General features: G+C 69.1%; 18 protein-coding genes and 2 pseudogenes. 11 read left to right on the top strand and 9 right to left on the bottom strand.

Annotated features, from left to right (window positions below):
* From IZR02_RS17820 to IZR02_RS17800, 5 genes and pseudogenes are all read right to left on the bottom strand, one after another.
* On the bottom strand, positions 1-627 hold a 627-nt coding region (locus tag IZR02_RS17820; RefSeq protein WP_254385482.1), incomplete at its 3' end, for a class III extradiol dioxygenase subunit beta.
* Between the two features lie 77 nt (positions 628-704).
* A pseudogene (gene pcmA / locus IZR02_RS18120) lies at positions 705-910 on the bottom strand (protocatechuate 4,5-dioxygenase subunit alpha/beta); the annotation flags it as partial.
* A 104-nt stretch (positions 911-1014) separates the two neighbouring features.
* Positions 1015-1966, bottom strand: a pseudogene (locus IZR02_RS17810) (amidohydrolase family protein).
* Between the two features lie 2 nt (positions 1967-1968).
* Positions 1969-2667, bottom strand: coding sequence for a 4-carboxy-4-hydroxy-2-oxoadipate aldolase/oxaloacetate decarboxylase (gene ligK, locus IZR02_RS17805; RefSeq protein WP_005052171.1), 699 nt, complete (start codon positions 2665-2667; stop codon positions 1969-1971).
* 19 nt (positions 2668-2686) lie between these two features.
* A complete protein-coding gene (locus IZR02_RS17800) occupies positions 2687-3715 on the bottom strand; it encodes an amidohydrolase family protein (protein ID WP_005052173.1) in 1029 nt (342 codons plus the stop codon).
* Between the two features lie 149 nt (positions 3716-3864).
* Here IZR02_RS17800 and IZR02_RS17795 point away from each other — a divergent pair, with 149 nt between their 5' ends.
* Complete coding sequence (locus IZR02_RS17795; RefSeq protein WP_005052175.1) at positions 3865-4773, top strand: LysR family transcriptional regulator; 909 nt, start codon at positions 3865-3867, stop codon at positions 4771-4773.
* Here IZR02_RS17795 and IZR02_RS17790 read toward each other — a convergent pair.
* The gene (locus IZR02_RS17790; RefSeq protein WP_005052177.1) at positions 4770-5420 is read right to left on the bottom strand and encodes a hypothetical protein; all 651 of its coding nucleotides are present in this window, start codon (positions 5418-5420) and stop codon (positions 4770-4772) included. The genes IZR02_RS17795 and IZR02_RS17790 overlap by 4 nt on opposite strands.
* Before the next feature lie 84 nt (positions 5421-5504).
* Between IZR02_RS17790 and IZR02_RS17785 the strand changes: the two genes are divergently transcribed.
* Entirely contained in the window at positions 5505-6254 is a 750-nt protein-coding gene (locus IZR02_RS17785) for an IclR family transcriptional regulator (protein ID WP_005052180.1), read from the top strand.
* 97 nt (positions 6255-6351) lie between these two features.
* Positions 6352-7536 carry a 4-hydroxybenzoate 3-monooxygenase gene (locus IZR02_RS17780; protein ID WP_005052183.1) on the top strand — a complete coding sequence of 395 codons (1185 nt, stop codon included), beginning with the start codon at positions 6352-6354 and terminating at the stop codon, positions 7534-7536.
* Positions 7537-7585: 49 nt separating this feature from the next.
* On the opposite strand, the gene IZR02_RS17775 is transcribed toward IZR02_RS17780, so the two are convergent.
* The 3 genes from IZR02_RS17775 to IZR02_RS17765 are packed head-to-tail and all read right to left on the bottom strand — an operon-like array spanning position 7586 to position 8952.
* Positions 7586-8122 carry a nuclear transport factor 2 family protein gene (locus tag IZR02_RS17775; protein ID WP_052323124.1) on the bottom strand — a complete coding sequence of 179 codons (537 nt, stop codon included), beginning with the start codon at positions 8120-8122 and terminating at the stop codon, positions 7586-7588.
* Positions 8123-8140: 18 nt separating this feature from the next.
* On the bottom strand, positions 8141-8440 hold the full coding sequence (locus IZR02_RS17770) for a Dabb family protein (protein ID WP_005052188.1): 300 nt from the start codon (positions 8438-8440) through the stop codon (positions 8141-8143).
* Entirely contained in the window at positions 8437-8952 is a 516-nt protein-coding gene (locus tag IZR02_RS17765; RefSeq protein WP_005052190.1) for an FAD-binding protein, read from the bottom strand. Before IZR02_RS17765 ends, IZR02_RS17770 begins: the two co-directional genes overlap by 4 nt.
* A gap of 63 nt (positions 8953-9015) precedes the next feature.
* Here IZR02_RS17765 and IZR02_RS17760 point away from each other — a divergent pair, with 63 nt between their 5' ends.
* From IZR02_RS17760 to IZR02_RS17725, 8 genes are all read left to right on the top strand, one after another.
* Complete coding sequence (locus IZR02_RS17760; protein WP_062637444.1) at positions 9016-10026, top strand: DUF4192 family protein; 1011 nt, start codon at positions 9016-9018, stop codon at positions 10024-10026.
* A 134-nt stretch (positions 10027-10160) separates the two neighbouring features.
* On the top strand, positions 10161-10739 hold the full coding sequence (locus IZR02_RS17755; protein WP_005052196.1) for a hypothetical protein: 579 nt from the start codon (positions 10161-10163) through the stop codon (positions 10737-10739).
* Between the two features lie 109 nt (positions 10740-10848).
* A complete protein-coding gene (locus IZR02_RS17750) occupies positions 10849-11232 on the top strand; it encodes a hypothetical protein (protein ID WP_005052841.1) in 384 nt (127 codons plus the stop codon).
* Between the two features lie 158 nt (positions 11233-11390).
* Positions 11391-11789: a hypothetical protein gene (locus IZR02_RS17745; RefSeq protein WP_005052842.1), complete on the top strand. Its 399-nt coding sequence runs from the start codon at positions 11391-11393 to the stop codon at positions 11787-11789.
* 145 nt (positions 11790-11934) lie between these two features.
* Positions 11935-12333, top strand: a complete 399-nt coding sequence (locus IZR02_RS17740) for a hypothetical protein (protein ID WP_005052843.1) — start codon at positions 11935-11937, stop codon at positions 12331-12333.
* A gap of 122 nt (positions 12334-12455) precedes the next feature.
* A complete protein-coding gene (locus tag IZR02_RS17735) occupies positions 12456-12728 on the top strand; it encodes a hypothetical protein (RefSeq protein WP_005052845.1) in 273 nt (90 codons plus the stop codon).
* Positions 12729-12892: 164 nt separating this feature from the next.
* On the top strand, positions 12893-13105 hold the full coding sequence (locus IZR02_RS17730) for a hypothetical protein (RefSeq protein WP_005052853.1): 213 nt from the start codon (positions 12893-12895) through the stop codon (positions 13103-13105).
* A gap of 119 nt (positions 13106-13224) precedes the next feature.
* A complete protein-coding gene (locus IZR02_RS17725) occupies positions 13225-13413 on the top strand; it encodes a hypothetical protein (RefSeq protein WP_005052851.1) in 189 nt (62 codons plus the stop codon).
* Positions 13414-13534 lie beyond the last annotated feature (121 nt).

Genomic DNA, 13534 nt, shown 5'->3' with positions numbered 1-13534 from the left:
GCTCATCCCCCCGGTGCCCCAGATCTGCACGTTGAGCTCGGGACCGTCCCACTTGTCCAGCGCGCGACGGATCGCCTTGCCCAACTCGTAGCACCGACGCCCGGACGGAACCGGGTACTGCACGACGTTCACCGGAAGCGGGATGACCCGGCACGGCCACTCCTCGACGTCGCCGAACACCAGCGACAGCGGCACGGTCAGGCCGTGGTCGACGACCATCTCGTTGACGAGGGTGAGGTCGAAATCGTCCTGGATGACCGACTGGGCGATGTGCGCGGCGAGCTCGGGATACCCCTTCACGTCGGGCACCGGGCGCGGGCCGTAACCCTCGTCGGCGACGGGATAGTGCGCGCCCGTGCCCAGGACGAAGGTCGGGATGATGTTCGAGTCGAACGCCGTGGCGTGGTCGTTGTACACCAGGATGATGACGTCGGGCGTGTTCTCCTTGGCCCACTTCCGGGTCCACTGGTACCCGTCGAAGACCTTCTTCCAGTACGGCTCCTCGGTCTTGCCCAGGTCCATCGCGGCGCCGATCGCCGGCACGTGCGACGTGAACAGCGCCGACGTGAACTTCGCGGGGCGTCCGGGCGCATCACCTCGGACTTCTCGTTCGAGGGCGGGGTCCACCCGTCGAGATCCTTCAGGCGCACGCCCTCGGGACGTCGGCCACCTCCGACCATCATGTCGCGGTACGCCGCCTCCGACATCCCGGTCATCGAGCCGGCCATCTGCTGGAAGCTCAGACCGTGCGTGGCGCCGATCTTGCTCAGGAAGTAGATGTTGCCGCCCTCGGCGATGCAGGTGTTCAGGTCGAGATCGAGCACCGCCTGACGCTGCACCGGGGTGAGGGCCATTCGTCGAGGTACGCCTCGCGGTCGGCGAGGTAGCGCTCGCGGTTCTCGGGCTTCATGAGAGACATCGAGAACTGGTTGAGGTGGTAGCCCTTGCGGGCCTGCTCGGCATCGAAGATGGTCGTGCCGGGGATGTCCTTGTACGGCTTGTCGAGTGCCATGGTCATTCTCCTTCGGGCCAGTACAGCCGCGACGGGTTGTCGACGAGCAGCCTCTGCTGCAGTTCGGGGGTCGTCGCGATCTGTGGGATGTAGTCGACCAGCAGCCCGTCGTCAGGCATGTGGTCCTTGAGGTTGGGTGGGGCCAGTCGGTGCCCCACAGCACGCGATCGGGGAACTCCTCGACCACGCGACGGGCGAACGGCACGACATCCGTATAGGCGTGCTGCTCGCCATTCAGCGCGCGCGGACCGGTGGCGCTGAGCCGCTCGGGGCACGACACCTTCGTCCACACGTTGGGGTTCTCGCGCATGAAGCGCAGGAACAGCTCGAACTCCGGACCCTCCGGGTCCTTCGTCACATCCGGACGCCCCATGTGGTCGACCACGACGTCCGTCGGGATCGCCGAGAAGAAGTCGTAGAGGTCGGGAAGGTCCTCGGCCTCGAAGTAGATGACGACATGCCACCCGAGGGGGCGATCTTCTCCACGATCGCGTCGAGCGAGTCGGTCGGCACCCGGTCGACGAGGCGTTTGACGAAGTTGAACCGCACGCCGCGCACACCGGCCTCGTGCAGCTCGGCGAGCTCCTCGTCGGTCACGTCGCGACGAACCGTCGCGACCCCGCGGGCACGCCCCTTGCTGCGGCGCAGCGCGTCGACGAGCGCCCGGTTGTCGGCGCCGTGGCAGGTCGCCTGCACGATGACGTTCCGGTCGAAGCCGAGCTGGTCGCGCAGCGCGAACAGCTGCGCGGCCGACGCGTCGCACGGCGTGTACTTGCGCTCGGGGGCGTAGGGGAACTCCGCGCCGGGGCCGAACACGTGGCAGTGCGCGTCGACAGCGCCGGCGGGGAGCCGGAACGTCGGGGTCGTCGGGCCGTCGTACCAGTCCAGCCAACCGGGCGTCTTCTCGAAGCCGCCGCTGGTGTCGCCGTGCGCGATCGCCTGTGCGTGAGCCATCGTCAATCCTCCACGTACTCGAGGCCCGCGGCCGCCAGCGGCTCCCGCATGCCGTAGATGTCGAGACCGAGCACGCCCTCGCGGAACTTCTGGCGCTTGGCCTCCTCGTTGTCCTCGCGCTTCTGCGAGGCGTCGGCGACGGCGCCGACGAGCTCGCGGGGGACGACCACGACGCCGTCGACATCCGCGACCACCACGTCGCCGGGGTTCACCACGGCGTTCGCCACGACCACGGGGATGTTGACCGAGCCCAGCGTCGCCTTGACGGTGCCCTTCGCGCTGATGGCGCGGGAGAAGACCGGGAAGCCCATCTTCTCGAGGTCGGCGACGTCGCGGACGCCCCCGTCGATGACCAGGCCCTTGCAGCCCCGGGCGGTGAGGGAGGTGGCGAGCAGCTCGCCGAAGAAGCCGTCCTCGCTCTCCGTGGTGCAGCCGGCGACGATGACGTCGCCCTCCTGCACCTGCTCGGCGGCGACGTGGAACATCCAGTTGTCGCCGGGCTGCAGGAGCACCGTGACGGCCGGGCCGCACAGCGTCGCCCCGCTGTACGCCGGGCGGATGTACGGCCGCAGCAGGCCGACCCGGCCCATCGCCTCGTGGATCGTGGCGACCCCGAACCGCGAGAGCCGCGCGACGTCGGCGGAGTCGGGCCGCTCGATGCGCGTGCGGACGATGCCGAGGTCGTTCAGTCGCTGAGTCATCGGGTTCTCCAGGGTGAGGTCACAGGCCGCGGGCTCGCAGGGCGCGGTCCAGGCGCGGGTACACGCGGCGGGCGTTGCCTTCGAAGACCTGTCCGCGTCGTTCGTCGGTGAGGTTCCCGGTCGCATCCACGTATCGCTTCGTGTCGTCGAAGTAGTGGCCCGTGCGCGGGTCGACGTCGCGGACGGCGCCGATCATCTCGCTCGCGAAGAGGATGTTCTCGGTCGGGATGACCCCGGTGAGCAGGTCGATGCCCGGCTGGTGGTACACGCACGTGTCGAAGTACACGTTGCCCAGGAGGTGCTCCTCCAGCTCGGGCTTGCCGAGCGCCATCGCCAGGCCGCGGAAGCGTCCCCAGTGATAGGGCACCGCGCCGCCGCCGTGCGGGATGACGAGCTTCAGGTCGGGGAAGTCGCGGAACAGGTCGCCCTTGAGCAGCTGCATGAATGCCGTCGTGTCGGCACCCAGGTAGTGGTCGCCGGTGGTGTGGAACTGCGGCTTGCACGAGGTGCTCACGTGGATCATCGCGGGCAGCTCGTACTCGACGAGCTTCTCGTAGAGCGGATACCAGCTCTTGTCCGTCAGCAGCGGGGCGGTCCACAGTCCGCCGGACGGGTCGGGGTTGATGTTGACGGTCACGACGCCCAGATCGTTCACCGCCCGGTCGAGTTCGGCGAGGGTCGTCTTCGGGTCGACGCCCGGCGACTGCGGGAGCATCGCGCCCGGGAGGAAACGGTCGGGGAACAGCTGCGACACCCGCGCGACGAGGTCGTTGCAGATGCGCGCCCAGGTCTCGCTGACGGCGAGGTCGCCGAGGTGGTGGGCCATGAACGATGCACGGGGACTGAACACCGTGACATCGCTGCCGCGGTCGTCCATCAGCCGCAACTGGTTCGCCTCGATGGTCTCGCGGATGTCGTCATCGCTGATCCGCAGCGCGGCCGGGTCGGGCGCCTCGCCCGCGCCTTCCGCATACGCGATCTGCAGATCGCGCCACGCTCCCAGCTGCGCGGGGGCCGTGGTGTAGTGGCCATGGATGTCGATGATCAACGTGCGTCCTCGTCACTGTGATCGGGTCGGTGCCGGGTGGTGCGTGCCACGTCGGCAGCGGTGCCGGTGCTGTCACCCTGACTCTAGTTCGCTCTATGGGTATGGTCCAATAGATGTAGGAGCCGAACCGTATAGATGGGATCAATGCGATGTCGCTCACCGATCTCAACCAGTTGCGCACTTTCGTCGTGCTGTACGAGCTGCGCAGTCTGACCGCCGCCGCCGAGCGATTGCACGTCACGCAGCCGACGGTCAGCTACACGCTGAGGAGGTTGCGGCAGCGGTTCGGCGACGACCTGTTCCGCCGCCAGGGGAACGAGATGGTGCCGACCCCGCGTGCCCGGCAGCTGTTCGGACCGCTGCACGAGGCACTGTCGCGCATCGATGCCGTGGTGAGCGCGCCCGACGCCTTCGATCCCGCGAGCTTCGGCGGGGAGCTCTCGCTCGCGCTGACCTCGATCGGCGAGCAGACCTTCCTGCCGCCGATCATGCCGGTGCTCGCGAAGGAGGCGCCGGACCTTCACCTGCAGGTGCGGCGGCTGGACGCGGATCAGGTGGAAGACGGGCTCGTCCGGGGCACCATCGACCTGGCGATCACGGTGTCGTTGCTGGACTCGCCGCGGCTGTGGCGCACACCGGTGCGCGACGTGGAGTACGTGGCGCTGTCCTCGCGTGCCCATCCGCTGCCTCCGACCGCCGCGGACATGTTCGTCGGGCGCCGCTTCGTGCGGGTGTCCTCCCGCGGCGGCCACGTGTACCCGCTCCAGGCGATGATCGAACAGGGACTCATGCCGCAGGTGACGCTGACGGTCGAGGAGTACGCCACCGTGCCCGCGGTGCTCGAGGCGACCGATCTCGTCGTGCTGCTGCCGCGACACGTGGCCGAGGTGTTCTGCGGATGGTTCCCCGGTCTGCGCATCGCCGAGCTGCCGTGGCCGGGCCAGAGCACCCCGGTCGCGCTCTACACGCGACGCGAACTGAGCATGTCTCCCGCGCAGACGTGGTTCCGATCGGTGGTGCTGGATGCGGTGGCCGCCGACGACCACCGGCCGACCTAGCCGTTCTTGCGGTTCCAGCTTGCCTTCGCGGGCGCGAAAGGGCTGCGCACGTGGATCGACCAGTTCGAGTGCGGGTGGACGGAGAGGATCGCCCGTTCGAACCACGACCGGGCCTCGTCCGAGAGCTGCGGCAGCACCACGTCCTTGTCGAGGTCATCCTCCGGCCGCGGCCGCAACGCCTTCCAGACCAGCTGCACCTCGGGCGCACCGGTCGGAATGCCGTCGACCTCGAGCACGGCGCGATCCCACGGCAACTGCAGCCGCGGGTCTCGCCGGTACAGCCAGGCATGTTCCGTCCCATCCTCGACGTTCACCTGAAGCACCCAGGCGCCGGAGCGCTCGTCCTGAATCCGCACCGGCTGCACATCGGCATCGTCGGGCGCGTCGGCCCAGGGGATGACGGCGTCCTCCCCCGCAGGCGCCCAGGCGGTGAAACCGGCAGGCAACGCCCGGACCAGCTGCGGCAGCCCGCCTTGGGTGGTGCTCACGTCCGTGTTCGGCCGTTCGCGGATCGTCCGGCCCAGCCAGTGCTCCAGGGCCACCCCGCCCGACAGCCACCAGCGGGCGCTACCGACCCGAAGGAGCTCAGCGACAGCATGAGGCGTGAGGGGCTCCCAAGCCGTTGCAGCATCCGGAACAGAAACCATGAGCCGAGGCTACCGCCGTCGCGTCAGGCAGGGGACCAACCATCGCCGCAACACCGTCGACGCGAGCCGTGTCATCCTGAGCGCATGGCGAACTCGCCCTCCAGCGACTCGATGATCGACCGCATCGTGCGCGTCCTCGAGACGTTCACAGCTGATCGTTCGGTGCAGTCGGCCAGTCAGATCGGGCGCCGAGCGGCGCTGCCGTCGTCCACCGCGCACCGGATCGTGGACGAGCTGGTCGACGCCGGACTGCTCGGACGCGACGAGGACCGCCGCGTCCACCTGGGAATGCGCTTGTGGGAACTGGCCCTCCGCGGGTCGACCGCGCTACGTCTGCGCCAGGCGGCGCTCCCCTATATGGAGCGCGTGCAGACGCACATCCGCCAGCACACCCAACTCGCCGTTCTCGAACAGGACGAAGCACTGTTCCTCGAACGCCTTTCGCACCCCGACGCCGGTGCGAACATCACACGGATCGCTGGGCGGCTACCGCTGCACGCCTCCTCGTCGGGCCTCGTCCTGCTCGCGCACGCTCCCGCCGATCTCCGCGAACGCGTGCTCGCCCAGCCGTTGCGCGCTCTCGCACCCGAGACGGTGACCGATCCCGGACGTCTACGCCGTCTCCTCGCTGGCGTGCGTCGCGATGGCGTGGCGATCGCGCAAGGTTCGATCGAATCCGTCTCGACCGGCGTGGCCGTGCCGATCCGCGACGCAGGTGAAGTCGTCGCCGCGCTTTCCGTGGTGCTACCACGACAAGCGCCGCACACGGCGGCGATCATCGCTCTGCGAGAAGCCGTGACCGGCATCGAGGCCACGCTGCGGTCCCCCCGATAGTCGGCGTCTCCCGTTCAACGGGAATGCGGCGTTCGACCGTCTGAACCGGGTTCACACTGAGCGAGGCATCCGTTGTCACGTCGAAGGAGACGCCCCAATGTCCACCATCCGCACCCGCGTCGCCATCGTCGGCGCTGGACCCGCCGGACTGCTGCTGTCGCATCTGCTCGCGGCGTCCGGCCTCGAGTCAGTCGTCATCGATCAGCGTTCCCGTGAAGAGATCGAGACCACGATCCGGGCAGGCATCCTCGAACAGGGCACCGTCGAGGTGCTCGACACGCTCGGCGCGTTCAGCCGCGCCCGCACCCTGGGAGACCGCCACGACGGCATCGAGCTCCGCTTCGCCGGCAGCGGACACCGCATCGACTTCGCCGACCTCGTCGGCCGCGGTGTGTGGCTGTACCCGCAGCACGAAGTCCTGAAGGATCTCATCGCCGCGCGGCTCTCCAGTGGCCAAGACCTGCGCTTCGGCGTGACGGCGCATCGTATCGAGGACCCCGCGTCCGACCGCCCACGCGTCATCGCCACCGGCGCAGACGGATCGCCTCTCGAGATCGAGGCCGAGTTCGTCGTCGGCGCCGACGGGTCACGCAGTGTCGTGCGGGAGGCCGTAACCGGTTCCCACACAGGCGGGCACTTCCGCGAGTACCCGTTCGCCTGGTTCGGCATCCTCTGCGAGGCGCCGCCCAGCGCCGACGAGCTCATCTACAGCAACTCCCCCGATGGCTTCGCGCTCATCAGCCAGCGAAGCACCACCGTGCAGCGCATGTACTTCCAATGCGATCCCCGCACCGACCCCAGCACCCTCACCGAGGAGCAACTGTGGGAAGAACTGCAGAAGCGGGTGCCGGGGACGACGCTCAAGGAAGGCCCCGTCTTCCAACGCGACGTGCTGCGATTCCGGAGCTTCGTCGCCCTCGAACTGCTTCGCGGCCGCCTCGCACTCATCGGCGACGCCGCCCATACCGTGCCGCCCACCGGCGCGAAAGGCATGAACCTTGCCGTAGCCGACGTCCTCGTTCTCGAGCGCGCGCTGCGCGCGCTTCTGCTCGAGAGGGACAGCCGCCTCGTCGAGGCCTTCCCCGAGACGGCGCTGCACCGCATCTGGAAGGCCCAGCACTTCTCCTGGTGGATGACCAGCATGCTTCACGTCGCCCCCGATGCAAGGGACTTCGACCGCCTCCGCCAGCTCGGAGAGCTCCAATCCGTCGTCGAGTCCGAAGCCGGCCGCCGCTTCCTCGCCGAGGCATACACCGGCTGGCCCCTCCACACCCTCACCTGAGCCGGCGCTCACGGTTCGGACCAGAGGGTGCGGCACCCGCGGGTCGGCGTCAGTCCAGCCAGCCGGGGACCGCGGGAACCACCGGGTAGTCGATCGCAGGCGCGTCGCCAACGATGGGATCCATGCGGATCCGGCTCAGTCGCATGAAGGCGATGCGCCAGCCGGACTCGGTGAGTCGGTAGAGCTCCTCGTAGTAGCCATATCCCCGCATCCCCCTCTGTTCCGGCACGGTGATCCCCATATACCCTCGTGACCCGCGTGGCCACGTCAGATAGTCGGTCATGGCCCAGCGCCCGCGAGCCGAGAAGTCATCGATCCGCCGAAACTGCGGCATGAACCCGTGATGGACGCTGACGACCTCTTCGGTCATGTTGCGCATCAGGTTCTCCACGAACGTGTCGGGGTCGGGCGCGGCGGCCCACAGTCCTTCGAAGACGCAGTCGTCCACGAAGAGTCCGCGCAGTTCGTCCCACTGCTTCAGGTCGACGTAGTGAAAATAGCGTGCCTTCAGGTCGCGGAGCTCCTCTGCCACGGTGGGGGTGACCGCACGTACTCGGGGCATCGAGAAACCATCCTCGCTCTTCACGGCGCCTGGGTACTTCCTCTACTGCTCGTCGATCTCGAAGTCGACCGAGGCGATCTGCTCCGAGATCGCTCCGGAGAGAGGGAAGAGCGGCAGATGCGCGGGGTGCGTCGCGTAGGCACGGACATCGTCGAGGGTGCGGAAGTCGGCGACGAGTGCATAGTCCCATGCGCGTTCGCTGCGCATCACGTCGGGGCCGTGTGACAGTCGGACCAGGCCGGGAATCTTTCCGAGCAGACCATCGAGCAGGTCGCGCCACTCCTCGAGCACGGCAGGATCATGGTTCGCTGCGAACGAGAAGAACACGACGTGACGGATCATCGTGCCCCGGCTCCGTCGGCAAGGCTCAGGTCGCCGATCGACGCGCCGCTGGCGGTACGCCCGAGAAGGTAGGCCATGGTCATGATCGGACCGAGCGTGGCGCCGGCGCCGGGGTAGCCGGCGGCGAAGGCGTTCTCGGAGGCGTTGCCGACCGCAAACAGGCCGCGTATGGCATCGCCGTCTGCGTCGAGGACCCTTCCGAGGCCGTCGGTGGCGATCCCTCCGCTGGTGCCGAAGCAGCCGTTCACCACGGCGAGAGCGTAGTAGGGGCCTTGCTCGAGCGGTGCGAGGCTGGGATTGGGATACGGGTTCTGTTCGTCTCCCCAGTAGCGGTCGTACGCGCTCGCACCGCGGTGGAAGTCCGGATCCTCCCCACGGGCGGCGTGCTCGTTGAATCGCGCGACCGTCTCGGCCAGCGCCTGGGCGGGAACGTCGATCTTCCCGGCGAGCTCTCCGAGGGTTGCTCCTTCGACGAGCCAGTCGGGAGTCGGCTCCTGGCGTGCATCGACCAATGTCGGAGGCCTCCCGTAGCCTGTAAATGTCACATTCACTAGCCAACGTTCCGGGAGGACACCATGGCCACCACACCGACCACCATCAAGGCGGGCACCCCGCGCGACTTCCTCGGCCTCGTGCCCGCGCTGCTCGGCTTCACCCCGCAGGACTCGCTCGTGCTCGTGCCCTTCGAGGCGTCGCGCACGATCGGGGCGATGCGACTCGACCTCGACGCGGATGCCGCGACGCTCGCGCACACCGGCCTCGGGCTGGTCTGCCGAGTGCCGCGCGTGACCGGGGTAGCCGCCGTGATCTACGCCGCCGAGGACGCCGACAGCACCCGCGATCTCGGCCAGCAGATCGCCGATGTCGCCGACCGGCAGGGACTGCACCTGGTGGACGTGCTCTACGTCGCCAGCGACGGCTACGGCAGCCACCTGACCGGCGAGGCACCGCGCCCCGTCGCCGAGATCGCGACCCCGGACGCGCTGCGCGAGAAGGTCGCAGCATCCCAGACCGCCGGGGCGAGCATCCCCGACGCCGACCCGGCGCGTGCCGCCCGGATCGCGTTCGCGGCCGCGCGGATGGACGACGATGCCCTCGCGGACTTCGTCGCCGTCGCGGAGGACGCCCTGACCGGTGACCCCGCCGACCTCGACACCCGCCAGGCTGCGATCCTGCTCACCGGCATCGGCATCCCGCTGTGGCGTGACGTGGCCCTCATCCAGTGGGCCACCGACCGCGGCAACGGCACCCGTGCCCTGGCCGCGCAGATCGGCCACTCGATCATGGGCGCACCCGTCCCCGAGAGCATCGCCCGCACCCTCTACGGACAGGGCGACCGCCCCGACGCCGACCGGCTGACGGCGGGACTCGCGCTCGTGCGCCACCTTGCCGCCTACGCCGACGACCAGGAGCGCCCCAACCTGCTCGCCGCCGCCGCCTGGCTGTCCTGGGCGCTGGGCCGATCCACTCACGCCACCGTCTACACCGACCGCGCCCTCGCGATCGACCCCGACCACGGCATGAGCCAGATCGTCGCGACCCTCTGCTCGGCAGCCGTGCTCCCGGATTGGGCGTTCGCCCGCTGAGCGTCACCGAGTGCCCGCCGGTCACCCCGGCGGGCACTCGCCCGTGACGCACTCGCGATGTCCCCGCGCGATGTCGGAGGCCACCCGTAGCCTATGAATGTCACATTCACTAGCAATCGTTCCGGGAGGACTCCATGACCGAGACCATCAACAACGTCCACGACATCCGCGCAGCCGTCGAGCGCGCGATCCGCTTCCACGCTCCGCTGCGCGCCGAGTTCGACGAGGGATGGACGACCATCGAGCCGGACGAGCTGCGCCAGGCCTGGGACGACTACAGCCTCAGCGACCCGTTCACCCTCGACCCCGCAATGCCCGCCCTGCTCGCTCGCATCGACGCCGACCACCCGGACGACGACCCCCAGGTGTGGGTGCCCCTCGGCGGGCAGGGCGACCCCGACTATCTGGATGCCGTCGTGGTCACCGAGCGCACCGTCACCAAGTACACCGCGCGCGACGGCCAGATCGAGCAGCCCTACTCGCTCCCCGAGGGCGACCCCCACGGCCTCACGCAGAGCGGCTGGCGGGCCGCGGCGAGCGCAGCGCGCTACGCGATCATCGGCCTCAACGCCGACGCCAGCAACACCGAGTACCTGCGCGGGCAGATCGAGGCGTACCTGACCGCGTTCGGTCACTTCGAGCCGGGGCGCGATGCCGACGCCAAGCGCGAGCGGGTCACCGCCGAGATCACCGCGGCGATCGCCGCCCAGTGACCCACGCCGGGGCGGGCGCGCAGACCGCGCCGCCCGCCCCGCCCAATGTCGGAGGCCACCCGTAGCCTGTGAATGTCACATTCACCGTCGAGAGTCCAAGGAGGACGCCATGACCGACACCACCACCCTCATCACCCGCACCCCCGGCGACACGTTCCGCTTCCGCGGCACCGAGTACGTGCTGATCGACTTCGCCCGCACCAAGGCGAAGATCGCAGCCCTCACCGAACCCGGCAAGGTGTACACCCTCGCCCGCACCGCCACCGTCGAGCCGACCGGGCACAGCGACGACGCGCTCGCCGCTGCCCTGCAAGCCACCGCGGCCGCGCTGCCGAGCCTGATCCCCGGAACCCGCGTGCGCATCGTCGCCAACCCGCGCACCACCCGTGACGGGCTGGCCGGAGTCGAGACGCTCATCGTCCGCACCAACCCCAAGTCGTACACGCTCGCCAACGGCTGGCGCGTCAGCCCTGGGCTGGTCGAAGCCGTCTGACCCCCTCGCCGCCGCCGGGTGCACACCTACCCCGGCGGCGGCGAGCACCACCCACCCGAGGGGAGCCGGCTACACGCCCCTCCCCTCGGCGGGAGCACCTCGAGTTCTAATCCCCGCCCGCGCTCGCCGCAGGCCTTCACCGTTCCCAGGAGGACACAATGACCACCACCGAACCCGCGGCCGCGGCCGCTCCCCGCATCCCTGCCGACGACCTGATCGACCGGCTGTGGAGCGTCATGCACGAGATCGAGGCAGCCGATTTCCCCGCGCTGCGCATCGTCGAGCTCGACGAGCCGACCGACTACGGCGAGCGCGTCGTGCTGTGGTGCCCGCGCTGCGATCAGCACGTCAACGTCGAGGACGGCTACCTGCGCGCGATCGACGTGGACGTGCGCTACAACAGCGTCGGCCAGATCAACACCATCGAGCGCACCGTGCCGCAGTACGAGGCCGACCCCGACCCCGGCGACGTGCTCGTGTACCTGCACCAGACCGACGAGCACGGCGAGCACGGCGTGCGTCTCCCCGAGGGCTGGGAAGGCACCTGGAAGGCGTAGCCACACCCCACGACGTGAGCGCCCTACGCCTCGGCTGGGGCGCTCACGCACCACGCACCCCACGACCGACACCCCGCGGCGATGTCCGACCCCCGCCCTAGACTGTGAACGTCACATTCACTACCAACCGATCCGGGAGGACACCATGACCACCTACATCACCTTCGGCCCCGACCACGCCGACCTGCACCCGCACGTCGGCACCGGCCTGAACCGCGGCTACGTCGCGATCAGCACCGGCGACCGCGGCCGCGACATCGCCGCGGCGTTCGCGATCCTCGGCGAGCAGTGGGCCTTCGACTACCAGGACGCCGCGGCGCTGGATGCCCGCTACCCGGACGGCGAGATCGCCCGCCTCACCCTCATCGACGAGGCGGCACAGAAGGAGATCGCCGGTCTGATCGAGGACACTTTCGCCGCCGCCGAGGGCGACAGCAACGACACCGAGATCGAGGCGCTACAGGCCGCACGCGACCGCCTCGCGGCGCTGATCGACTACACCCCCGCCCACGAACGGGACTGGACGCCGCTCGACGCGGCCTGACCCCACGCGGTGCCCCGCCGGACGACCGGCAGGGCACCGTCGCGTGCGCTCGCCGCCGATGTCCGATCCCCTCTCTAGACTGTGAATGTCACATTCACTAGCCAGCGTTCCGGGAGGACATCATGGCCACCACCACTACCGACTGCGACCACGCCAACATCGAATGGCTCTCCGGCGTCCCCGGCGTCGTCGTCACCCTCAACGGCGACGTCGCCGCCCGGTGCCTGGACTGCGGCGCGACCGCGACCATGGACACCGACGACGAGGACGCACCCGCCGAGCCGCTCGCCCACCAGTGGCAGAGCGGCCGCTTCACCGGGACGACGACCTGCCAGGCGTGCGGACTGTTGCCGCTCGACCAGGACGACATCGACACCGAGTGCCCCGGCGCATAGCCAGCCCCTCGTGTGGTGCCTCGCGGCGACGGTCGCGGGGCACCGCCCTGCGATGTCTGCGAACCCCCGAAACCGAGGCCTATACCCGTGGGCAGCTCCAATGTCGGAGGCCACCCGTAGGCTGTGAATGTCACATTCACTAGCCAACGATCCGGGAGGACACCATGGCAAACCGCACTCGATTCATCACCATCGACACCCGCCAGTACACCGAGGCGGAGGGCGAGATCGCCAGCAACCGCGCTCGCCAGCAGCGCGACGACGACCTGAACGCCTACGGCGCACAGGGCTACACGCTCCTGTCCACCGTCACCATCCCCCTCCACAACGGACTGCGGATCATCGACACCCTCGCCCGCACCGACGAGGACTACTGACCCACCGACAGCGCCCCGCCGGGATCTACCGGCGGGGCGCTGTCGCGCTCGCCGCAATGTCCGACCCCCGCCCTAGACTGTGAACATCACATTCACTACCTGACACCCAGGAGGACACCATGACCAGCGAGAGCGGATCGCCCGCAGGATCACAGCCGAAGCCCATCCCCGTGAGCCTGGCCGCAGCCGAATGGGGCGCGATCGCGGGCGTGATCGCGGCCTACGGCGAGTCACACAAGGACGGCGCGATGATCCTCGCCGCCGAAGAGATCAAGACTCAGGTCACCAACGCCCTCTCCCCCCAGTAGGCGACGAGCACGACCCCTCCCGCAGCGCCCCGCCGGAACTGACCGGCGGGGCGCTGCCGCGCTCGCCGCAGTGTCCGACCCCACCCGTAAGCTGTGAACGTCACATTCACTAGCCAACGAT

It is taken from the genome of Microbacterium paraoxydans (assembly GCF_019056515.1).
Lineage (GTDB): Bacteria > Actinomycetota > Actinomycetes > Actinomycetales > Microbacteriaceae > Microbacterium.
This window is presented reverse-complemented; position numbering and strand designations above follow the sequence as displayed.

Coding starts and splice junctions, on each gene's coding strand:
- ligK (WP_005052171.1), bottom strand. CDS start 2,667: ATGACTCAGCGACTGAACGACCTCGGCATCGTCCGCACGCGCATCGAG.
- IZR02_RS17795 (WP_005052175.1), top strand. CDS start 3,865: ATGTCGCTCACCGATCTCAACCAGTTGCGCACTTTCGTCGTGCTGTAC.
- IZR02_RS17790 (WP_005052177.1), bottom strand. CDS start 5,420: ATGGTTTCTGTTCCGGATGCTGCAACGGCTTGGGAGCCCCTCACGCCT.
- IZR02_RS17785 (WP_005052180.1), top strand. CDS start 5,505: ATGGCGAACTCGCCCTCCAGCGACTCGATGATCGACCGCATCGTGCGC.
- IZR02_RS17780 (WP_005052183.1), top strand. CDS start 6,352: ATGTCCACCATCCGCACCCGCGTCGCCATCGTCGGCGCTGGACCCGCC.
- IZR02_RS17770 (WP_005052188.1), bottom strand. CDS start 8,440: ATGATCCGTCACGTCGTGTTCTTCTCGTTCGCAGCGAACCATGATCCT.
- IZR02_RS17760 (WP_062637444.1), top strand. CDS start 9,016: ATGGCCACCACACCGACCACCATCAAGGCGGGCACCCCGCGCGACTTC.
- IZR02_RS17755 (WP_005052196.1), top strand. CDS start 10,161: ATGACCGAGACCATCAACAACGTCCACGACATCCGCGCAGCCGTCGAG.
- IZR02_RS17750 (WP_005052841.1), top strand. CDS start 10,849: ATGACCGACACCACCACCCTCATCACCCGCACCCCCGGCGACACGTTC.
- IZR02_RS17745 (WP_005052842.1), top strand. CDS start 11,391: ATGACCACCACCGAACCCGCGGCCGCGGCCGCTCCCCGCATCCCTGCC.
- IZR02_RS17740 (WP_005052843.1), top strand. CDS start 11,935: ATGACCACCTACATCACCTTCGGCCCCGACCACGCCGACCTGCACCCG.
- IZR02_RS17735 (WP_005052845.1), top strand. CDS start 12,456: ATGGCCACCACCACTACCGACTGCGACCACGCCAACATCGAATGGCTC.
- IZR02_RS17730 (WP_005052853.1), top strand. CDS start 12,893: ATGGCAAACCGCACTCGATTCATCACCATCGACACCCGCCAGTACACC.
- IZR02_RS17725 (WP_005052851.1), top strand. CDS start 13,225: ATGACCAGCGAGAGCGGATCGCCCGCAGGATCACAGCCGAAGCCCATC.